At 47.0% G+C, this 22649-nt stretch carries 14 protein-coding genes and 9 pseudogenes; 6 read left to right on the forward strand and 17 right to left on the reverse strand.

From position 1 onward, the window contains the following. Positions 1-27 precede the first annotated feature (27 nt). The 6 genes from neuC to F3H10_RS05435 all read right to left on the reverse strand — a co-directional run bounded on the left by neuC (position 28) and on the right by F3H10_RS05435 (position 5908). Positions 28-1191 carry a UDP-N-acetylglucosamine 2-epimerase gene (gene neuC / locus F3H10_RS05410; RefSeq protein WP_149783801.1) on the reverse strand — a complete coding sequence of 388 codons (1164 nt, stop codon included), beginning with the start codon at positions 1189-1191 and terminating at the stop codon, positions 28-30. A 71-nt stretch (positions 1192-1262) separates the two neighbouring features. Beyond that, the gene (locus F3H10_RS05415; protein WP_149783802.1) at positions 1263-2039 is read right to left on the reverse strand and encodes an oxidoreductase; all 777 of its coding nucleotides are present in this window, start codon (positions 2037-2039) and stop codon (positions 1263-1265) included. After that, positions 2032-2745 carry an acylneuraminate cytidylyltransferase family protein gene (locus F3H10_RS05420; RefSeq protein WP_149783803.1) on the reverse strand — a complete coding sequence of 238 codons (714 nt, stop codon included), beginning with the start codon at positions 2743-2745 and terminating at the stop codon, positions 2032-2034. The genes F3H10_RS05415 and F3H10_RS05420 overlap by 8 nt, the downstream gene beginning before the upstream one ends. Beyond that, positions 2738-3691, reverse strand: coding sequence for a Gfo/Idh/MocA family protein (locus F3H10_RS05425; protein WP_149783804.1), 954 nt, complete (start codon positions 3689-3691; stop codon positions 2738-2740). Before F3H10_RS05425 ends, F3H10_RS05420 begins: the two co-directional genes overlap by 8 nt. Next, positions 3692-4717 carry an SDR family NAD(P)-dependent oxidoreductase gene (locus F3H10_RS05430; RefSeq protein ID WP_149783805.1) on the reverse strand — a complete coding sequence of 342 codons (1026 nt, stop codon included), beginning with the start codon at positions 4715-4717 and terminating at the stop codon, positions 3692-3694. A 51-nt stretch (positions 4718-4768) separates the two neighbouring features. Beyond that, positions 4769-5908 carry a DegT/DnrJ/EryC1/StrS family aminotransferase gene (locus tag F3H10_RS05435; protein ID WP_149783806.1) on the reverse strand — a complete coding sequence of 380 codons (1140 nt, stop codon included), beginning with the start codon at positions 5906-5908 and terminating at the stop codon, positions 4769-4771. A 99-nt stretch (positions 5909-6007) separates the two neighbouring features. Here F3H10_RS05435 and F3H10_RS05440 point away from each other — a divergent pair. Beyond that, positions 6008-6640 (forward strand): annotated as a pseudogene (locus F3H10_RS05440) (IS6 family transposase). 794 nt (positions 6641-7434) lie between these two features. Next, positions 7435-8061 (forward strand): O-antigen ligase family protein, encoded by a 627-nt coding sequence (locus tag F3H10_RS05445; protein WP_223174223.1) that lies wholly within the window; start codon positions 7435-7437, stop codon positions 8059-8061. A gap of 388 nt (positions 8062-8449) precedes the next feature. Here the strand turns inward: F3H10_RS05445 and F3H10_RS05450 are convergent. Next, a pseudogene (locus F3H10_RS05450) lies at positions 8450-9261 on the reverse strand (IS5 family transposase); the annotation flags it as partial. A 464-nt stretch (positions 9262-9725) separates the two neighbouring features. Next, entirely contained in the window at positions 9726-10931 is a 1206-nt protein-coding gene (locus F3H10_RS05455) for a glycosyltransferase family 4 protein (protein WP_149783808.1), read from the reverse strand. A gap of 102 nt (positions 10932-11033) precedes the next feature. Between F3H10_RS05455 and F3H10_RS05460 the strand changes: the two are divergent. Then, positions 11034-12021, forward strand: a pseudogene (locus F3H10_RS05460) (transposase). 50 nt (positions 12022-12071) lie between these two features. On the opposite strand, the pseudogene F3H10_RS05465 reads toward F3H10_RS05460, so the two are convergent. Further along, positions 12072-12706: pseudogene (locus F3H10_RS05465) on the reverse strand (IS5/IS1182 family transposase); the annotation flags it as partial. A gap of 125 nt (positions 12707-12831) precedes the next feature. On the opposite strand from F3H10_RS05465, the gene F3H10_RS05470 reads away from it, so the two are divergent. Next, entirely contained in the window at positions 12832-14238 is a 1407-nt protein-coding gene (locus tag F3H10_RS05470; RefSeq protein WP_149783809.1) for a hypothetical protein, read from the forward strand. 31 nt (positions 14239-14269) lie between these two features. On the opposite strand, the pseudogene F3H10_RS05475 reads toward F3H10_RS05470, so the two are convergent. The 4 genes and pseudogenes from F3H10_RS05475 to F3H10_RS05490 all read right to left on the reverse strand — a co-directional run. Then, positions 14270-14409, reverse strand: a pseudogene (locus F3H10_RS05475) (IS1595 family transposase); the annotation flags it as partial. Positions 14410-14687: 278 nt separating this feature from the next. Beyond that, positions 14688-15488: pseudogene (locus tag F3H10_RS05480) on the reverse strand (IS5 family transposase); the annotation flags it as partial. 169 nt (positions 15489-15657) lie between these two features. After that, positions 15658-15833, reverse strand: a pseudogene (locus tag F3H10_RS05485) (IS1/IS1595 family N-terminal zinc-binding domain-containing protein); the annotation flags it as partial. A 148-nt stretch (positions 15834-15981) separates the two neighbouring features. Further along, a complete protein-coding gene (locus F3H10_RS05490) occupies positions 15982-16971 on the reverse strand; it encodes a hypothetical protein (protein WP_149783810.1) in 990 nt (329 codons plus the stop codon). Positions 16972-17992: 1021 nt separating this feature from the next. On the opposite strand from F3H10_RS05490, the gene F3H10_RS05505 reads away from it, so the two are divergent. Next, positions 17993-18373, forward strand: coding sequence for a transposase (locus F3H10_RS05505; RefSeq protein ID WP_425545165.1), 381 nt, complete (start codon positions 17993-17995; stop codon positions 18371-18373). Between the two features lie 79 nt (positions 18374-18452). On the opposite strand, the pseudogene F3H10_RS05510 reads toward F3H10_RS05505, so the two are convergent. The 4 genes and pseudogenes from F3H10_RS05510 to F3H10_RS16545 form a co-directional block, all read right to left on the reverse strand. Continuing rightward, positions 18453-19066 (reverse strand): annotated as a pseudogene (locus tag F3H10_RS05510) (IS6 family transposase). 59 nt (positions 19067-19125) lie between these two features. Continuing rightward, positions 19126-20373 (reverse strand): glycosyltransferase family 61 protein, encoded by a 1248-nt coding sequence (locus tag F3H10_RS05515; RefSeq protein ID WP_149783811.1) that lies wholly within the window; start codon positions 20371-20373, stop codon positions 19126-19128. Positions 20374-20531: 158 nt separating this feature from the next. Next, positions 20532-21356, reverse strand: a complete 825-nt coding sequence (locus tag F3H10_RS05520; RefSeq protein ID WP_149783812.1) for a glycosyltransferase — start codon at positions 21354-21356, stop codon at positions 20532-20534. A 70-nt stretch (positions 21357-21426) separates the two neighbouring features. Further along, positions 21427-21562 (reverse strand): annotated as a pseudogene (locus F3H10_RS16545) (glycosyltransferase family 1 protein); the annotation flags it as partial. A gap of 110 nt (positions 21563-21672) precedes the next feature. Here F3H10_RS16545 and F3H10_RS05530 point away from each other — a divergent pair. Next, positions 21673-22608, forward strand: a complete 936-nt coding sequence (locus F3H10_RS05530) for an NAD-dependent epimerase/dehydratase family protein (protein WP_149783813.1) — start codon at positions 21673-21675, stop codon at positions 22606-22608. Positions 22609-22649: the final 41 nt, after the last annotated feature.

Below are 22649 nucleotides of genomic sequence, written 5' to 3' on the forward strand. Positions count from 1 at the left end.
TATGTTCTCTAGATTCTAGAGATACCTTCAGTATGCTAGATGCTTTCGTGTGAGTTTTTCATCAACCTCAACTTCAAACAGACGATCAGCAATCTGACGACCTGCCCCGGTATAATCATATGGGTTTTCACATAGATCAACCTGCTGTTGGAATTCGGGATCTTCAAGACACATCGCGATTGCGTCTCGAATATCCGAAGAATCATGGGCAACAGAAAGTGTATTTTCAGCTCGTTCCCGTCCCTCTTGTCGAGGTCCAACGTCCACGACCGGTAAAGAGAAAGACGGTGCTTCAATGATCCCGCTTGAAGAATTTCCGACCATCACATCCACCGTATCCATAATTCCAAGATAGTCTCGACGCGGTAGACTTCGAAACGTCCGAATCGATTGAGCATCGCTACGCGATTCGATCTCGGATATGATCGCGTCGCCGCCGGCGTCGGAGTTTGGATAAATGAGGACTACTTGTACATCGAACGATTCCACCGCATCGAGCGTCGCTGCCATCTGGTCCCTCGCTTGATCAGACTGTGTCGTTACCGGATGCTGTACGACGAGTAGCGACGGCTTGTTGGGATCTAAATCGTATTTATCAAAGATGATCTCTGGATCAGCATACTCTCCAGCAAGGATGTCATCAAGACCGGGAGCACCAGATATCGTGATGCGCCATTCCTCTTCACCCATCTTTCGGATACGTTCCGCACTCAGTTCGGAGGCCGGAAAATGAATATGGGCAAACTTCGTGATCGCGTGTCGGATACTATCGTCAATGACCGCACCGTACATCGAATCACCTCCATGAACATGGGCGACGGGAATGTTCATGTGGGCCGCTGCGAGTGCCCCAGCGAGAGCTTCATCACGATCGCCGAGTAGTAACACGATATCCGGATCCAAATCTTTGAAAGCGTCTGTAAGGCCCATCACTCCGACACCGACTGATTTGGCCATTGCCGTTCCAGAGTCTCCGTCGACTTGCATGAGTACCTCTCGATCGACCGTGAAACCGTCTTCGCGAATATCGTCGACAGTCATACCGTGCTTCGGAGAGAGATGCATTCCGGTTGCGACGACTGATAATGAAAGACCCTCGTGGTCTCGGATCTCCTCCATTGACGATTTCAACAGACCGTACTCCGCTCTCGTTCCAGTAAGAACAAGAATAGACCGCTTCTGATTATTCATATTCTTTGTTTAGATACCGATGGTAACAATCTTGTCTTACTAGAGCGATACAGAGGATCAAACCAAGCGATTTACTTGATCGTCCATCCTCCGTCTACAACGAGGTTGTGCCCTGTAACGTACGAGGCGGCGTTGCTGAGGAGGTACACAACTGCCCCAGAAATTTCAGTTGGTTTCGCCATCCGTCCAAGTGGCACTTCGCGTTCGTAGTTTTCGACAAACCGTTGGTCTTGGTCGTTGAAAACACCGCCAGGACTCACACTGTTGATCCGAATCCCATCCTGACCGAGATATGAAGCAAGATATCGAGTGAAATTCAGAATCCCTGCCTTAATGATAGAGTACTCAATCGGACTCGTCATCTCCGTCTGATCGTACATTGAGAAGTCTGGTGCCTGTATTCCATAGATCGAACTGAAATTCACGATCGATCCTTCAAGATTTTGTTCAACCATTCGGAGCGCAACTGCTTTCGTCATGGCGTAATATCCCCCAAGATGTAACGATATATTCGCCATTAGATCGTCTTTCTCGACGTATTCAAATCGCTTCCCGTAGTCATTTGTTCGAGGATACGCCATATTGACTAATCCGTCGATCTGACCGTGATTATCGAAGATTTTATTACAGATCCTGTCAATTGAATCAACATCAGTAATGTCTAAATGGTGAAATATACCACGATCTAGCTGATCAGCGACCTTGGATCCTCGGCTTTCGTCGAGATCTGCCACGACGATGTCGGCACCGTGACGATCCAATATTCGACAGACGTTCGCTCCGATTAGACCGCCACCACCAGTAACGATGATCACTTCGCCCGTGAGATCAAATAGATCGTTAGTCATCTACATCTTCACCCTGTTCAAACATGAACTCGACGAATTGTAAATCAAGTTTAGTGTCAATATCGACAGAACGCTTGGGCGGCATCACCGATATCTTAGTATAATTACTGTGAGTAGAATCGGTTTTCATCAAAAAGTCACGCTCGTAGACGTACACTGCTGCATTCATCTCGTACACCACTGGCGCGTCCTGTCGACGGACCACTTCGTCGTCGAGAGATTTCGAAAGAGAAGCATACCCATCTTCATCGAGTTCAACCATATTAAAATACGGATTCTTATCCGCTTCACAGACGGTGTAAGCATTGGTTGCTTCCTCATCAGTAACGACGGCCTCAAAACAATCCTCAATATCCGATGGCTGCCGTAGTGGAGTAGTCGCATCGATATCGACCACATAATCATACGTTTTGCCGCGCTCAGTCTCTATATACTCCACAGCGTGTTGTATCGCTGGAAGTTTCGCTGCTTCGTCACTCGCAAGTTCGGACGGGCGCATAAACGGTACCGCTGCGCCGAATTCTTCTGCAACTGAGGCGATCGTTTCGTCGTCAGTCGAAACGACTACATCAGTCTCACGTTCCCAGGAAAGCGCATCGGAAACAGCATGGCCGATTAAGGGCTTCCCACCGACTTCCCTGAGGTTCTTGTTTGGGACACCTTTCGATCCACCACGAGCACAAATGGTACAGAGAATCTCAGCCATTGTATTCCCCCTTTACGTCGAGTGCTATTTGTAACACTTCCTTTGCCTCGCTAAGATCGTTGTCACACTTCCCACCTGAGTGAACATTCTCGATGAAGTGGTGTAGTTGTGCCACAAATCGTCGATCACGTCCATAATCGAACGATTCTGTATCAGTTGTTGACGGCCATTCTATCGTCAACATCTGTTCCTGTAAGTCAGCGATGACTGTCCCGCCCTCACAGACGACTTCTAGTACCCGTTTTGGCTGACGACGACAGTAATCGAGATGAATACTTCCGATGACATCGCCTGGAACCCTCATTACAGCCTCTGCGATGGCCTCTGAATTGATTTCCAATGTGTCCGTGTGAGCGATCGCTGAGGCGACACACGAAATGTTATCGAACAACCAGTACGTGTAGTCTATCTCGTGAATTAGATCGAGTACAACCCCACCACCACGTTCAGGGTCTGCACTATAGGAATCACGATAATCCTGCTCTGGACGCCACTCCGGAAGATACGACCCCGAGGTTGCCCGGAACGAGATTACATCTCCTAGATCATTACTATTGATGATTTCGCGTGCCGCGTTCAGAGTTGGATCGAATCGTAGTTGACAGCCAACATGTGTCACCAAATCATTTTCTTTGGCAATTCCAATTAACCTCTCAACATTTTCTAGCGTATGAGAAAGCGGTTTCTCAATAAATAGATGACAGCCTGCCCTGGCACAAGCGGTGGCAGTTTCGATGTGTTTGTGTGTCGGATTCGTGATGAACGCGATATCAGGGTCTTGTGCGAGTACATCTTGTAAGTCGGTATACTCGGGTGCGCCGAAGGGATTACCGGATTGGGAAGTCCCACTACGGTAGATCAATAGTTCGACCTCCTCTAGTTCCTCATAGAGGAGGCGGGCATGTCGTCTACCTATCGATCCGAGACCAGTAAGTAGAATTCGCATCTATACTACGTGTTGAGACACATGTTGATCAATTTTCTTCACGATCTCTGCTTTAGAGAGAGTATTTTCGTCTGATGACGTGTATTCTCCATCAACCAGATCCGCCTGAGAGTAGTTCAATTCTTCGTATCCTGATACATCTATCTGCGGAAGGATCACGTACATATTCTCAAGTTCTCGGGCTTGAGCGCTTTCATCCACTGAGATGAGTTTCTCGTGAACACGTTCTCCGGGTCGCGCACCGATGACCTCGATCTCGATCTCGTCAGAAGTATACCCGAATTCAGAAGCGTACTCCTCTACCATGGCCTCAGCAAGCGTGCCGACGCGGAAAGTCGGCATCTTGAGAACGAACACCTCACCGCTGGTCATCCGATCGTGAGCCTGAAGGACGAGTTCAGCCGCCTCATTTATCGGCATAATGAACCGCGTCATCTCCGGGTCCGTAACCGTCACCGGCCCTCCCTCACGGATCTGGTTTAGGAATAGGGGGACGACGGAACCACTGGAACCCAATACGTTTCCGAACCGCACAGAACCGAATCGTGTATCACGACTTCCTTTGTACGTATTCGCAGCGATAATGAGCCGTTCAGAGAGAAGTTTCGTTGCCCCCATCACCGATGTCGGATTCGACGCCTTGTCGGTACTTACTCCGACAAACGATTCGACTTCTTCCTCAAGCGCAGCTCGAATAAGATTCTGTGTCCCATTAACGTTCGTCTGAACGGTCTCGAACGGATTGTACTCGTTCAGTGTGACATGTTTCAATGCGGCGGCATGAAACACGACATCGATATCTTCGACGGCGAGTTCAAGGCGGTCTTGGTCGCGAATGTCACCAAGGAGATAACGGACCGGCGTGTCGTCATCCAACTCTTTTTGTAGTCCAAATAGTGCCTCCTCGTTGTTGTCGAATACACGGACGACTGATGGGCCATCAGCTAGGATCTTCTTAACGAGTCGAGAGCCGATGGACCCGCATCCACCAGTGACGAGAATGTCTTTCCCTTCAAGGGATGGCATATGTTGAATGCCTAAACCCGTTAATAAACCGTTTTCGAAGTAGTCGTGTAGTTACTGGTTCACCGCTTTGATCACAGCATCAGCGATCCGGTCCGTCTCTGCCTTGGAAAGGTTCGGATACATCGGTAACGAGAGCACACGGCTCGCGATGTCCTCAGTAATGGGAAGATCGGGTGTATCGTTCTTCGTTCGCGTATAATATTCAGTCTGGTGGACGGCCGGATCCCAGTAGACTTTGGACGAGATGTTGTGATTCTCCAAGGTCTCGATCATGTGATCGCGGTTGATGTCTTCCGCAAGTTCTATGGTATATAACTGGTAGACGTGGGTTCCCGTATCCAGAGACGTATGTGGTCGTACTCCATCGGCATCTGCGAGACGATCGCTGAGTTCGTTGGCTGCCTGACGACGGCCTTGGATGAGTTCATCCATTCGATCGAACTGAGAACATCCTAGCGCAGCTGTGAGATCCGACATTCGAATGTTGGTTCCGACTTCGGCGTAGTCTCCGGATCCCGAACTCTCGAAGTAGTCGTTCGACGCGCGGCCATGTGAACGATACAGTTTCACCTGCTCCGCAAGTTCGTCGTCATCAGTAACGACTGCGCCACCCTCTCCCGTGGGGACGATCTTGTTCTGACAGAAACTCAATGCTGCGGCATCACCGAAAGAACCGAGTTTTTGACTGTCGAACTCGGCACCGAGGACTTCTGCCGCATCTTCGATAAGAGGAATATCGTGTTCAGCCGCAAGGTCAACTAGTTCATCGATCCGACAACTAGTTCCATACGGGTGAACAGGGACGATCGCAGCAGTCGATTCCGTGAGTTTCTCTTTCACAGAAGCCGGATCGAGTCCATACGTATCTGGTTCAATATCAGCGAACACAGGCTCAGCACCGACCAGTCGTACTGCGTTAGCAGTCGCGATGAACGTGAATGCGGGGACGATAACTTCGTCACCCTCATTGATCTCGAGCCCATGAAGTGCGGAGACGAGTGCGGTTGTACCCGAATTCACGACGAGAGCGTTATCTACATTTAGGAATTCTTCGAGCTTTGATTCAAACTGGTCGACGTACGGTCCTTTTGCCCAGTACCCACCTCGCTTGATCGAGTTCGTTACTGTATTGACGTCTTTATTAGTCCAAGATATTTCGAAGAGTGGTATCGGATCCAACTGTTCGTTCATATTTGTGCTTGAATTCGGATCATAATAATTCGAGGGGTATCAAGATGATCGTGTTTAGTTAAGGATGAAGAGTGAGGCGGTGTGATTTTGTGCTGGTCTATGGCAAAAATCAACCGCCTCAGCGAATGTATAAACTGGATTGATTTGGATTTTGTGGAACGACAGTGGACACCCGAACACGCGATGAAACTCGGTATTCAACTCCAGTTAGCGGGGCTGTCGCTGTCGAATACCGTCTCTATCCTCGAAGAATTGGGTGTCGAACGATCTCGTAAGGCAATCCACGATGGGTGCAAAAGGCCGATTTACAGCCTGCAGAGGGTCAAATCCCGAATCACGTTACACTTGACGAAACGGTATTCGAATCAACGATCAGCAATTCTGGCTGTACGCTGCCGCCGATCCCGACACAAACGATCTCCTACATCTCCGACTATTTTCGACGACAACAACCGCATTAACCGAGATTTTTCTACGAGAACTCCGCCAGAAACACGATGTCGAATCTGCTATGTTTCTGGTCGATGACGCTCAATACCTCCAAACTGGGCTGGCCAGAGTTGGCCTCCGATTTCAAACCGAATGAAATGGAAATCGGAACGCCATCGAACGCATTTTTCGAGAACTCAAGCGAAGGACATCCTCTTTCTCAAATTATTTCAGCCACGTTGAGCCACAATCCGCCGAAATTGGCTCCAAGCATTTGCCGCTTGGCTCAATGACCCAAACTAAACACGGCCCAAAAATTTGCCTCAAATCAATATCTTTTTACTATATGATAATAAAGAGAATTATGATTAGAATTCATTAATCGTGGTGATGAATTGTCAATCCATGGTAGATTACACTATAGATATTTTGAAATTAATACTCCCTAAAGCTAGTAACATTCAAATATTGATGAATATTCCTAATCAGGATAACACATGATGAATGATCGTACATTTTTGACCATAAAAATATATTTATTATGTATATTCATACTAATCACTATTGTCCACCGGGCACTGCCCAATGTGAGAATATTTTCACTAAGTCTATTTTCAATTCATGTATATTTTATAGCATTGGTTCTAGTATTGGTTTACTCTTTGATTGTAGTTAAAAAAATAGCTATTAACAGATATTTGGTGATTTTACTATTATTTGTGATCTTCTCTATTTTTCAATCAGTCATCTCAATCTATCCGATCAATGATACATATCTATTCACTTTCACATCAGTGTCTGTATTACTTGCTGTCTTCTTATATTCTATAACTTCCATGGATATAGTAGATAAATTAATACAAATTATTTTTGTTGTCACGTGTTTTATATTATTAATATCTGTGTTGGAATTCATAACCGGTTTTCATTTACCAGTAAGTCGATTGTCAAATGATTCCTATTATGGACAGTTTTCATCAGCGATATATTATAATAGGAATAATTTTTCATTTGTACTCTCTATGGTTACTCCTCTCGTAGTCTATTCAATAGTATCTAAAAACAATACAGAATTCTATGATCTGATAAATATGGTTATGTTACTGTATATCTTTTTTGTAATTTATCATAATGAATCACGTGCTGCGGTTGTTTCATACCTATTGAGTATTCTTATTATATTTATCATGTATTATGGTGAGAATTATGTTAAGATCTTATGGATGAGGTTCGGATTATTAATCTATTTGATCTCTACCATAACATACATTCTACTTCCTTTAGTAATAGAAAATCCATTTGATCAAGATATCAATAACAGTTTACATGTACGTTGGGAATTGATGTATAGAGGAGCAGAGTACATCTATGGTAATCCATTAATTGGTTCTGGTCTTGGGGAATTTGATAGAGCAACATCAACCGCTACGATAGGATACTTACCGACTACCCCACATAATTGGATAATCCAACTAGGTGTTGAGACCGGAATTCTAGGTTTGATTTTATTTGTACTCTTAGTAGGAACGCTAATCGATCAACTAGTTATATTATATCAAGAAGATAAGGCAGATTGGGCTCTACCCATCTCTGTCTCATTGTTACTTTTTCCTATTAGTGGGCTAGGACCAAGTGATGTGCTAGTCAACACACAAATTTTCTGGATTATTCTCAATTTAGCAATTATAATCACCATTGTTTCAAAAAATCCTAGGTGGGAATAACTTGACAAAAATTAATAAATATTCTCATTCTATTGTGACGCTTATCAGACAATATACTCTGACATTCTTCTTTAGGAGAATTCTGATACTGCTGACCTGTCGCTGTGGAGTCGAAGAGGACAAGCGTACCGCGTCAGTAGTGCCTGACACGGAATGACTCTTCTTGCCGTGTTGAACGCAAGACTGCAGCAACATCGGATTTTTGATATTCGATCTTCTACCGGTAGCGGCGCTTTAGCTGTAGATTCTCAGATCGGCCGATCCGATTCGAGCGGAATTGTGCGGCGACCAAAGCATCAGTTTCACAAGATACCAGGTAAAGCATGAGGTGGACGATGGCGATGCCTCTCCCGGATATATTCGGAGAAGAGAGCAGGCGGCGAGTTAAGCTCGCCGCCTGCTCGAGGTAATGGACGATACACTTCCGTGTGAGTTCCCGGAACTGGCCGTGCCAGCTCCGGGAGCAGATCTCGTCGCCGTCGTCTTTTAGCATCGCAAACACGGTCTCACTCATTGACCGCTGATTGTAGACATCATCGTCAATTCTGGCGTTGTGAGCTTTCTTGAGTGCGTTTTGCTCGCAGTGTTTGATCACTGGTCGCGTAGACGCGTCACGACAGGCTTGCGGAGATCACTCCACGAGTACATTTTGTCGGCCAGCAACGCCTGCAGGTCTTCGGCGTTCCGCCGAAAGACCTGCAGCCCGATATGGCCGTCATAGGCTTTCTTCGTCGTGAAATGAGCGTCCATGATAGCAAGAGAATCCGTGTCAACAAGCAGCGTTGTTTTCATCGCGTTGAACGAGTAACCGACCCGATTCCGGTAGTGTGAGCTGGCTTGATCACGCTGAAATCCGCTGGCGTCGATCAACGCGGTGCCTGAGAGCCCCGCCTGCTCCGCCGAGGCGCGGAGCAGGCGGCGCAGTTCTTTCATCGGGAATTCATCGTCCCAGACGCTGAAAGATGTGTAATCCGGAGATGCCTCAAGATCAAACACACCGAGAATTCCCGGCATTTCGTTGAGATAGTCTTCGAGCCTCCGAAGCGGCTTGTTGATCTCCTCTTTGAGCAGAAGGAGCGCGATTTTGGTGGACTTGGCGTACCCGTTGTCGCCGTCGGCGACAGCGGGTACGTCTGGTTGTTCAACATGGTTCGTGGCGAATTCGTGAAACGTCTGTGCGAGGGTCTTGAGACGTCCCATATCGCCAGACGGCGTCCAAATCCCGTGAAATCAGCGATACGATCCGCAGACGGCGTCGGCGTTCAACGGAGCATCCTCGATGAAGCGGGAGATTTGTGTCATAGGCAACCGAATCTTCCCGCTTCAACTCCTTTGATTTAGTGGCCTACCTCGCTGCTGTATGGCGATTCAACACAGCCTTTGAGACCGAATATATATTATATGAGTTCCGATCTGAAGGTGACTTTTGTAGATACCAAGTTAGCGTCTCCTTCAACAATTTTTCTGGCATATGATCATAGGGTTTCGCCCTGACTGTCAAGTGGTGACTACAATCGTACAGAGATACTGGAACAGGTTTATGACTCGATATCCAAAATGAGAGCGCTGGTCTGGTAACATCATCACCAGCGAATATGGCCGTATAATTCATACTAGCTGTGGCCTATATTTTTCGAGTACTAATCAATAGTCAGACAATAAGGTCAATTGTTGTTTGAGATATTTTTGAATACATTGACTAATAAGTCTACAGAATCAGATATATCAAACTGTTCTTCAACAGTTTCTTGCCCTTTTTTTGAAATTTGGTCTACTTTATCAGGGTTTGTTAGTAAATCTTCAATAGCTTCTGTGAGAGCATTTGTGTTTCTAGGTGGAACAAGAATTCCATTATCCTCATTAGTTATTAATTCAGGTATTCCTGAGATGGTTGTTGAAATACACGCTGTTCGTGATGCCATAGCTTCCTTCAAAACAACCGGCATCGCATCTCGATCTCCATCTTTTGCTACAACACATGGTAGAACAAAAATATTTGCCTCGTTGAATTCACTTCGTAATCTTTCATCTGAAACATTACCTAAAATGGATACGTTATCTTGAATTCCATATTCATTAATCTGATTCCTTAGCTTTTGTTTATCTTCTCCGTCACCAATGATATGATATTCTAGATCATATCCATTTGACACTAACCTCTCAATAGAATTTATTGCGTATTTATATCCTTTTTTCTCTACTAAGCGACCAACTGTCAAAATACGATTGTTTATTTTACATCCATTATATTTGAATTTATCTACCTCTGTCGTAGCCGGTATTACTGATATACTATTTTGTATTCCTACCTGATTCCTCAAATACTGTTTGTTGTATCTAGTTGGCACTATAACCTGATTCATAGCATCACATATTTCTTTAATTTGCCTATTGTCTAGCTCTTTAAATATTTCAACAGCATGTGCAGTAACCACACAGGGTTTGTCATGATACTTAGCAGCATGAATTTCACCAAGTCTTGTTTCCTTAGCAAAGTGACCATGGATAACATCGATTTCAAAATCAAGCTTTTCTATAAAATCAGAACATTTTTTCCCAAGTAGTAACGTATGAAGAACACGTTTTATAGAGAATGAAGATTTGAATACATGCCTTGGACTATTGAATGTCATATTTAGTATTTTTCTACTAGCTAATTGATGAAAGTCAGAATAGGATATTTCTCCATAATATGTTGGAATATCAATTTTTCTGTGTTTTTCATGAGTAATACTTTCGTTAGATTTGGCCAGAGCAAACACAGCTACATTATGTCCTCGTTTTTTCAATTCATGTATCTCATTTATTATGAAACTCTCAGATAACATTGGGTATGTTCCCACATAATATAGTATTCCTAGGTCTGTCATGATAAAACGGATCATCTGTATTCACAAAACTGTTGTTAAATGAATTCGAGGGTGTCATAGAACGGTTACCACACGAAAGAGCAGGGTGAACGCTGAGGTGGTATGTGTCCAGCGACCCTACAAGATGATCCTTCGGTAGAGTCGTTCTTCAATGTCGCGGAAACTGAGACGTTAGCGTTGTTTGAGCATCTCTCCTTCAAATTTCTCGAAGAGTTCGACGTGTTCACCCCGGCGAAGACGGGGCGAACACGAGAGCACGAGCCGCCAGAAATGATGCGTGGCTTCTTCCATTGCTACTACCACGATATCTACGGAATTCGTCCGTTGATCGAGAGCTTCGGAACACGGTTGTCTGGCTGAGCTGTGGGTTCGATCGACCGCCTTCCAGAGACGCGGTCGATCGCTTCCCCACTGACCTTGAACACGTCGTTGACGAAGTCTTCGACCGGCTTGTCGAGCAGGCCGCCCGGCGCGGCCTGCTCCTTGACTTTCTTCATTGATTCAACTGACGTGAGAGCTATGCCTGCCGATCAAGACGCGTCGAAGTGCTACGATCCAACCGACGACGAGTACTACTACGGCTACGGTTGTACGATCGTCTCGACCGGGCAAAAGGTCCCGATAGCGGCGGAGTTCACAGAAAGTAAGCAAGCGCCAGAAAAGACGGCGATGCGCGTCACCCGTGACGCGCTCGCCGTCAAGCAACCGATGTGGATGGTCGGTGACAGCGCCTATGACACGCTCGACTGGCACGACCACCTGCTGGCCGCAGGAGTCGTGCCAGTCGCTCCGTACAACGCACGAACACCGACAACCCGAAAGACATCGATTACAGGGTCGAAGACCGTATCGAGGAACATAGCGAGGACGTACAGCTGAAGCAATCGACGCTAGATGAGACGTACAACCGACGGACAGGAGTCAAACGAACCAACGAATCAGTGAAAGACTGTGGCCTCGGGCGTGCGTTCGCCCGAGGCCGCGCTCACGCACGAGCGCAGGTATTCCTCCGCTGTGCCTTCGCCTCGTCGTCGCTATTACCAACTACGAACGCGGAGACACTCCGGGAAGCACGATCATCACGGTGTGAGAAGAATTCTAGGACACCTTCTCACTTTCAACTACTAATCACCATACATGCGAGTGGGCGTGATCGAGTGGATTCATGATCGGTGTTTAATCAGCGATCTAATGCTGTTTTCGTGGAATTTGTCGTGGAAGGCCTTCGCGTCGTAGCAGCGATCAGCAGCGAGAATTCACAGATCGCCACGTCGTGCGGGCGACCTGCGGGCCGATCTTGGAATCGTGTTTCATGGAAGTTGTCGAGTGTATGCTGGTGAATTTCGACATCCACGAAAGCCGTGACATTCAGCGCTCGAACGCAGTAGTTAGTGCGGCTAGCGCAGTGGCGGCTAGGCTGATCACGATTAAAGCCAGTTGAATCGATAGCTGCGTGGCCGGTGCGTTTTTCGCCTGATGCGCCGAGAAACACAATCATGTTTTGGTCAAAATCCGGTCAAACCACGTGCGAAGTACCGTGTGGTGTGGAAGTCTGGTGGGCCCGATCTCTTCAAGGACGCTGGTCATTTCGCTGAGTAAATCCACCGCGACGCGGTAGTATTTGCTCAGTTCGATACGGGCGCATGTACGGTGAGCATTGCCCATTCAGCGAACCTGCCACCCCCTCAGGAGTCGGCGGGTTCGTCCGGACTAGCGACAACTGATTTAACCTTAACCATCGTAACACACGTGAAGAAACGGATTTCGGATCCCACACTAATCCGTCTCTTCGCTTTCTACCCAGATCACGGAGTCGTCGGCTTCACGTCTAGCGAAATTACAGAGCCTATGATTATAAGCAATCATAGCGGTTATATCCATCCTGATATTCATGTCGTGTATGAACACAAAACAGGCTTTCAAGAAATTTATAGATTTTGAGGCAGAATTCTCTGTATTCTCTAAATCGTATAATGATGTCTATTATTGGGACCGAATCCGTTGTCAGGTGTTTTCAGAGATAGTAGAAAAGGTAGGCATATGGTCTACGGATAAATCTTCTTTTGAGAGGCAGAGTGTAGATAGAAACCTGCTACTTGCTGGGTTTTCAAAGGCGATTCACTCGCTCCGATCGGTACGAGATAGTCCTCTGTTTACAGGTAGGCGAGATATTTTATTCGCAGCTGCAGACACGTCTCGCCGACAGTATTTCAATGAAACTTATTGGGATGTTTTAGTTGATCCACTTGCTGATCAAATTGAGTACTCATATACAAGTCTCGAAGACAAATCTAAAATCAAAAAAATGTGTGATGATAATATTTGGACACATGATACGACGGCTACTGATCAGATCCATTTCATTTCAAATATTTCGACTATATTAGGAGATACTGTAACTGTTAACGCTGACGCAGCCGACGATATTTACTTCCTTGAGAGGAAAATCCAAGATATTTTTGATGTGAATATAGATCTTATTGCGCGTATTCAGGATGAACTCACCCAACGAAAATACACGAAACCTCTATACGAGTTACTTCTGAGGCGAATCGATCCAAAAGTGGTGATCATCCGTTACAATCCATCTAAGTCAACACTCATCGAAGTTTGCCAAGAGTTTGGAATTCCTGTTATTGAATTACAACATGGAGTTGATTCGGAATATTCTCCTGAAATTTCATATGGTGATTCGATTAATGGTGAGTTCTGTTTTCCAGATGTTTACTTCTCTTGGGGAGATTACTGGTGTAACAAACCAAACTTTCCGATTGATGACATTCGTGTTGTTGGCTGGCCATTCATAGAAACGATCTCAGAAGAATATATATTCTCAAACCAGCAAAGAAAAATTCTATTTATTTCACAACCAACTTGTGGAGAGACACTTAGTCAAATTGCGGTTGAAGTAGCTGATACTATTGAACAAGAGGTCATCTATCGGCTACATCCAAACGAACGAAATGTTTGGAGATCATTATATCCTTGGTTGGAATCATCAAATGTATACATTGATTCAGGTGAAAGGTCGTTGTATGATATCATGGGAGAATGTTGTACACAAGTTGGTACCGAATCAACTGCGCTGTATGAAGGACTCATGTTTAACCAAAATACATATATTTTAGACGAATTTGATTCAGAAACTCATCCATGGTGTGAAATGGATGAGATAACTATATTTTCCGAGGCAGAAACTTTGTGTAAATATCTCAAAAAAACAAAAAACACAAATGTTGATTGTAGTAGATTCTTCAGACCGAATTCGATAAAAAACATACAACAAGAAATTTCGGACATCATTTGAATTCGCGCTTATGCCGTAAATTGTTGGTGAGTTAGAGTGCTGTTGCGAGAATGGTTTTCAGCGCTTCCACCCTGGTTTTCGGAAGACTTCACGTCGGAGTTGGAACGATCTGAGATACGGCGTAAGTCTATCTTTAGAGATGCCTCGATGCGGCGAGAGCCAGTATCGCGATTTGACATCCTCCTCCGCGTGAACGCGGAGGAATCCTGAGCATTGGAGATTTCATGCCTTGTTGCCTTGTTGAACGCAAGACAGCATCGGGGTAGGGTCGGTAACTCACGGTTTCACGGCGTTAAAGCACGGTTCTTACACTCAGAAGATGTAGTAGCTGCCGCTGGCGGTGGTCGTCAAAGGGTCAAAACTATGGTAGCTTACTCCCATGATCAGATGACGACGGCGATGCCTCTCCCAAATATGTCCGGAGAAGGGGGAGCAGGCGGCGAGTTAGGGCTCGCCGCCTGCGTTAGGTTATGGATGATGCACTTCCGCGTGAGCTCCCGGAACTGGCCGTGCCAGCTCCGGGAGCGCAGCTTCTTGCCGTCGTCTTCCTTCAACTGCGAGAAGCCCGTTTCACTCATCCAGCGCTGGTTGTAATCCTCGTTCATCCGGGCGTTGTGAGCCTTCTGTAACGGTGTTTGCTCCCTGTGCTTGATCAACGGTCGCGTTGAGTTGGAGCGACACTCCTCACGGAGGTCGCTCCAAGAGTAGTTCGCATCAGCAGACAACACGCGCAGGTCTTCCGCCGGAACGCGGAAGACCTGCATCCCAATATGACCGTCCCATGCTTTCTGCGTCGTGAAATGAACGTCCTTGATCGCTAGCGAATTCACGTCGATCAAGATCGTCGTCTTCATCGAGTGGAACGAGTAATTTGCGCGATCGCGGTAGTGGTGGCTGGTTTGATCGCGTTGAAAGCCGCTTGCGTCAATTACAGCTTCACCACTCCAGCCCGCCTGCTCCGCGCTTCGGCGGAGTTCACGCATTCGGTACTCATTTTCCCACCGACAAAACGAACTGTAGTGCGGTGCGTCGTCGAGATCAAACACGGCGAGGACGCCGGGCATCTCGTTGAGGTAGTCTTCGGTCTCACGGAGACTCTTTTCGAGTTCGACGCGATACAGGATCAACGCGATCTGTACCCACTCGGCGTACCCGTCCGCGCCGGACGGCGCGGCGGGTACGTCCGGATCATCAACATGCTGTTTGGCAAGCTCTCGACACATCCAAGCAAGCCGTCTGAGCGATGCCATATCGCCAGACGGCGTCCATTTCCGGGTTAATCTGGCGGAATTTACAGTAAGAGCGTCCGAGACCGTCGTCACTAGGCGGCAAAACAAGGCAACTCATTTTCATTCTCCACGATGGTTACTGTCTGAGACTTGTGTTAAACCGGATATAGGTGTAGACGGCAAGAAATCACTTTCTGAGTGCTACCGCCGTGTGTTCAAAGACAGTACCGGTCTGATCGTTGAAAGTGCGGTCGTAATTCTCACAGAGAAACCGCTGAAACACCTAATAGCTGCCGTACCGAATCATACATTTGTACGGCAGTGTGGGCAATAGACGCCGTTACGCCAGTGAACCTGTGCCAGCAGGTTCGCAGCTCAACGCTCCGAGACGAACGTATTGATCGGGAACATTGTTCGTCGGGTGACGCGACCGCGTCACCCTTACCCGCTGTGACTTCCAGCTACTGCTGAGAACTGACCAACAATCCTTTACCCAAGAGCGTAGATCTTAATGTTAATTCGTATGTGTGTTATAGTGTGGAATTCTGGGATATAACGATGATACCTTTGTTTCAGTATACAGGTCTATGTTTTTATCCTTAAGTACAATTTCATTTAGCTCATAAATGATTTCTTCAAGTGTTATATTGTGGACACTAGGATCATTTGTACTATGTATCTCCTGTTTATTGGAACGAGATGATTCAGGAATTGGAATATCCTTTTGTTTTAATTCATCGCGCTTGTGATCCCAGAAGTATTTATTATTCACCATATCAACACCACATAATATAATTTTTTCATACCCTAACTTACATCCTAAAATTATAAGATAACTTATCGAACCGACTTTCTTAAATAAATATTCCATACTACTATTATTACTAAAATAGCCAGTTTGATTTATGTACTGGAGCACAGATCGGAATTCTTTACGTGAATTACTGAGGACTGGTGGTAAGACAATGTCGGGAGAAAGAAGAATCGATTTTGATAACCAATCTGGGTGTTTATTCAAATTGGTATTATGAAACCTACGTATATCTTTGAGGATGATGGGTATTGAGCTATATTCGTCTCTTTTATGATTTAACAAATTCCAGAAATCAATTCTCATTTGTACTCCCAAATCTTTACTGGGGACTTCAAATACATAATATGTAGGTGTGAAATCATGTAACGGCCATCTGTTAAGTCCAATTGAATCTTGTGATCCAATATATTCCCATTGGTCCTGACTGATATCATTTATTGAAGATCCAGAACCCAAAATGAAAAGTTCATCTGAGGATTTATGTGTTTGAATATTTTTATTATATAGTGGTATTCCAAACCCCGAATTTGTTAGTCTATCAACATATCTCTTTTGTTCAATAATATTTTTATCTATATATAAATTATATAATTTAAATTTGCTGAGGGCTAAATCAAGGCTTTTACTTCCTATTTCAATCAACCCGTTCCTTTGGTAGGCATTAGTAACCTTTGACCAGAGACGTTCCATAGGTAAGTTCGTCACTACAAGTGCTTATGAACTATGGAATTCGGAATGGATTATACGCGTGGCTACTGTAGCTCACCGAGATTTTCGGTGCCGTCTTGCTTTTCGTCCCAGACTGTACGAGCAGATTACGGGGCTGCTCGTGTACGAGGATCCGGAGTCGGTAGAGTGAAACGACCACCTCACTGACGGCGTCCGCGTGATCGGCGCGGTATACGTTCTGCTCGCGCTTTTGGACCGCCGGCGTCGGAACGGATCGTGACCGACGACTGCTCCGACCGCACAATCCCTCGCACGGTCGGAAAGAACGGGTTCAGGGTGACAGCAGTCGATCTCGCGGACTGAGGTACGACCGTCGCGGTCGTCGGTCGTGACAAATCGAAGGAAGCCCCCCTCGTGGAGCAGTCCAGAGATCTCGTCGGAACGATCGCGTTCCATCAGGCTGACCACGCGTCACAATCCACCGTCAGATTCTCCGCAGCAACCGTGAAACACGAGTACGACCATCCGTCTCGACGTACTCGCCCACAACGCCGGTCCCTCTACCGAGTCACGGCCCGGGAGCCTGGATAGAATCGAGATAACGTTTGGAGTGAATGACCTGGTACCCTACCTCATGACATACGAGTTATTCGACGGATGTGAAACGAGATCTTGATGTACATATCTCGTACCTGAGTGATCCGTGGGCATCAAGCGACGATAGACAACCTAAACGAAACTAGCAAGCAGTGCCGCAGCGATGACCGGCCACTGGTCTGTGCTAACATAAAACGGCTCTGTAGTTTCGCTAGACGTGAAGCCGACGACTCCGTGATCTGGGTAGAAAGCGAAGAGACAGATCGGTGTGAGATCGGAAATCCGTCTCTTCACGCGTTGGCTAAGGCTAAATCAGTTGTCGCTAACCCGGACCCGCCTCTCCCTTCGGGGTCGGCGGGTTCGCAGAGTGGGCGATGCTCACCGTACATGTACTCCGCATCGAACAGGAAAATCCTACCGCGTCACCGTGGATTTGCTCTCAGAAATGCCCGGCGTGCTTGAAGAGATCGGATTCATCAGACTTCCACACTACACCGTGCTTCGCACGTGGTTTGAGCGGATTCCGATCAAGACGTGGCGTGCGTTTTTCGGCGCGTCAGCCGAGAAACGCACCGATCCCGCTGCTATCGATTTGACTGGCTTTGACCGTGATCAGCCCAGCCGCCACTACGCCAACCGCACGAACTACCGCGTTCGAGCGCTGAAAGTCACGTACCACCAGCGCTCCATGTCAGAAACCGTCTTCTCGTCGGTTAAGCGCACGCTCGGCTCCGCCGTGCGTGCGCGTAGCTGGTGGTTAGAGTTCCGTGAAATGCTGCTGAGAGCCACCGTCTACAACCTCCGTCGGAGAGTCCGATATCCGTGAAATCCGACGCGGTGTACCGAAACTACAGAGCACAGAAAACCATCGACGACAAGGCCCGTAACGTTCAGATAAGCTGGTTCTATGCGAAGCCGAACGCTTGTAATCAATTTTTCGGTACTCGGCTCGACGTGACTAAACGTATTTGAGAATTGGTTTGTTCGTCGTTTTACTTCACGAAAGATACGTTCGACGGCATTCCGATTCCCATGTATGACATGTTTGAATCGGAGCCCATGACGGTGGCAGGCCGCCTGCAACCACGGAGCACCGTCGACGAGAAAGACCACGCCGTCGATCAGATATTTCTCAGGCAGTTCAGAGAGAAACATCGAGGAAACCATGTTGGTTCTCGTCGGACGGAGCTGAACATGGAGCAGGCGTTTATGTCGGGATTGACGGCAGCGTACAGCCAATATCGCTCAGAATTGAGCTGAATCACGGTTTCATCAACCGCGATGTGAGTTGGATCGGTACGATCTGTCGGCTGTAGATAGGCCTTCTGTAACCACCGATGAACGGTGATTGGATGCCGATCAGCACTCAACTTCTCAAGAATCGAGACGGTAACCGAAAGTGAGAATCCTGCTAAATGGATCGGATACCGACCGACCTTCATCGCCGACTCGCCTCTCGCTCCAGAGAATTTAACTCAATACAACCGCAATCGCTGCTGAGGAGGTCGAAACTGAGCATTGACCACTCGATCTTTTGACCGCTTCATCCTTCAATCGAATCTTAATTGCGCCGAAAAATTATTTAAGTTGAAAATACTCATTCATTAAAGAATCAAATTTTTCGATATCAACGAATATGTCCCTATCCTTTTTTCTTTTAATACTAACGATCTCGTCACCCTGATATGGAATATAATCATATCCAAGGATGTATGATATAATATAAAAGGGACCTTGAATAACATCATTAAATAGTTCTATAACAGTCAAATCATTCCCCCAAATGATATTTGTTAAGCCTGCTCCATGTGGAGAAATAACTCCATCAATAGAATTGAATAATACTACTTGTTCTTCTACAGACATTTCTTCACAATAGACAATATCTATCCCATATTTTGACAAAACTTCGGAAAATTCACTATAATTACGGACTTTCCTCCCTTTCTCTGTTTTTTGTCTAGATACATATATCCAATTCTCCGCAAATTCAGAAGTCTCAATATTGTTAATGACAGATTCTTTCAGCCAGGATAATTGATTTTTTGTTGGCTCTGGATAGGAAGTTACTACAAAATTTTTCACATTTAATGGCTCTCTATTCCAATAATATCTATTCCGCTGTGGATATCCTAAAATATTCAATAATTCATCCACGTAATCTGGAATTGATTCAGGCAAGATTAAATCTACTGAATTGTTTGATATGTTTTCATAATATTTTATTCCTCTTAGTTTCAGTATTTCCTGTACTAGCCAGATGTAATAGTTACTATATTCATAATTCAATATCGCTCCGGTATCTATCCTTTTTGGATCGCTACTATTATCGGAAATATGATCCAAGCGATTATGTGTTGTAGTTATGAATTCTTGGGGGAGATCAGATAAATACTCACCCAGTCGCTTATATACTAGACCTTGAGATCCGTGAGCAAAACAGTGTACATCTTTAATGACATCACCCTCGCTAGTGAATGCGATTGGTTGTGAACCTCTAACCATCACATCATCTTCTACTGTAACAAAGGGATCTTCGAATTTAAAATTTCTACGTCTGATAGACTCACCACATAGTTTCGTTTCCATGAATTCGTCTATTTCAGCCATGTGGATATCATGGGAATTTTCTTTCAAATACCAAAATTTGTGAGAATTACGTTCAATACTACTCACACGACTAAAGGAAGTGTTTTCGCATAATATTTTCACGATCATATACGATAATTCTTTTTCTAAAAATGACGGAGATTTTTTTAATAAACTTATTATTCCTTGATTTATATATATTCTCTTACTAGATACTAATATCTTTTTCCAATTCATTATCTAGACAGATAGTTGGGATCAAAATGACTTTGTCGGTATTCTTCTTTGAACAATACATTAAATTTAATAATTAGAAACACAATATTGATTAAAATCGACCATCACTATCGACTATATCTATAATATTGTTTGATTTAACAGATCAACAGGGAGTGTCAATTCCGAAGTACTTGTTTGTACAGCACTCCACGGATACAGGCTGGAAGCAATCTTATAGGAAGACGAATGAGGAGATTAAGCATGAATCTGTGAAAAGTTATCGAGCCCATTTGTAACAACCGCTTCTGGACCGCATAATCGAGTTTCGCGTATGAAATACCCCCACGGCGGTAATAGAGATCATCGCCGGCATGGCACTTGACCAGTACGGTGGGAACGTTCTCCAACGTATACCCCTGAGACAGCATACGCATCCACAACTCGTAATCTTGCATCGACCGTAGCGACCGATAGTTTCCTGCTTCAATCACAGCACTCCGGCGGAACATCACGCTTGGATGGTTCATTGGGCATCGAAATCGACCCATAGAAGCGATGTCTTCACAGGTAGTTGGCACTTCTCGAATCTGATTTAGATCGTCCGGATCTCGATCAAATTCCCCTATGTACCCGCCGAGAACGTCTGTCTCCGGATTATCACCCAAATAATCGAGCTGCTGTTCGAACCGGTCTTCCACCGCGAGGTCGTCGGAATCCATCCGGGCGATCCACTCGTGAGAACACGTCTCGACGCCGTGGTTCAGCGCAGCTCCTAATCCCTGGTTCGTTGAAAGAGCCGTTCGACTGAACAGATCCGGATGTGCCGACTCGAAGTCGTCGAGAGTCGCTTCGAGTTCGGCAGTCAGTGGTCCGTCAGCGACCACGACGATCTCGTCGGGTCGTACCGTCTGATCGATCACGCTCTGGAGGGCTCGCGACAGGTCATCAAGATCGTCGCCCTCGTACGTCGCGATCAGAACCGAGAACTGTCGGTCAGACATGGCTAGAAGTACAGCATGAGGGTTCGTTCGGCTCGACTGGTCTTCCTTCGTCGAAATTGGAAAGCGTCACTTCGTCCACCCGCGTCGTGAGAACGGTCACGTCGTGACCCATCGCGGCCTGGTCTCTCGACATCGCGTGAACGTGGTAGCCCCCCCCCGCCCTTCGTATCGGGATAGATCCACGACGCGACCCGGAGGATTTGCATTACGCCCCCCTACCGAACGCCCGCAAACAAACGTACCGATCCGCACTGCTCGAACCCGATCCGTCGTCCGACACCGAAGACGTAATGCGAATTCTGCTCGATGACCGGACATGAACGACAAACGCGTCCTCGTGACGGGCGGCGCGGGCTTCATCGGCTCGAACCTCGCGAACTGCCTCGCGGCGGACAACGACGTGATCGCCGTCGACGACACGTACCTCGGCGACCCGGACAACCTCGACGAAGCGGTGAAATTCGTCGAGGCCTCGGTCCTCGAGGACGACTACCCCGCCGACGTCGACGTCGTCTTCCACCTCGCCGCGCTCTCCTCGCGCAACATGTACGAGGCGGACCCCCAGCGCGGCTGCCGCGTCAACGTCGAGGGCTTCATCAACACGGTTGAGCGCGCCCGCGAGCAGGGCTGTGAGACCGTCGTCTACGCCACCACCTCCTCTATCTACGGCAGTCGCACCGAGCCCTCGCCCGAAAGCATGGCCGTCGAGGCGCACACCGCCTACGAGGCCTCCAAGCTCGCCCGCGAGCGCTACGCCGAGTACTACGCCAACCACCACGACATGAACATGGCGGGACTGCGCTTCTTCTCCGTCTACCAGGGCTTCGCCGGCAACGAGGAACACAAAGGCGAGTACGCCAACACGGTCGCGCAGTTCGCGGACGCGATCGCCCGCGGCGAGGCCCCCGAGCTGTTTGGCGACGGCAGCCAGACGCGCGACTTCACCCACGTCGCGGACGTCGCCCGCGCCTGCGAGCTCGCCGCCGACGAGGAGCTCACCGGCGTCTACAACGTCGGCACCGAGGAGGCGTACTCCTTCAACGAGATGGTCGACCTCATCAACGACGCGCTCGGCACCGATATCGACCCCGTCTACATCGAGTGCCCCTTCGACGGCTACGTCCACGACACCATGGCCGACGCCTCCAAGTTCCGCGAGGCCACCGGCTGGGAGCCTGAGATCGGCTTCCGGGAGGGCGTCGAACGCGTCTGTGCGCCCTACCGCGAGGCTGACGCTCTCGAGACGAACTAGCGGGGCGCGACCGGCGGGGAAAGCGGGACGCGACTGATGCG

This window comes from Halorubrum aquaticum (assembly GCF_900113615.1).
Classification (GTDB): domain Archaea; phylum Halobacteriota; class Halobacteria; order Halobacteriales; family Haloferacaceae; genus Halorubrum; species Halorubrum aquaticum.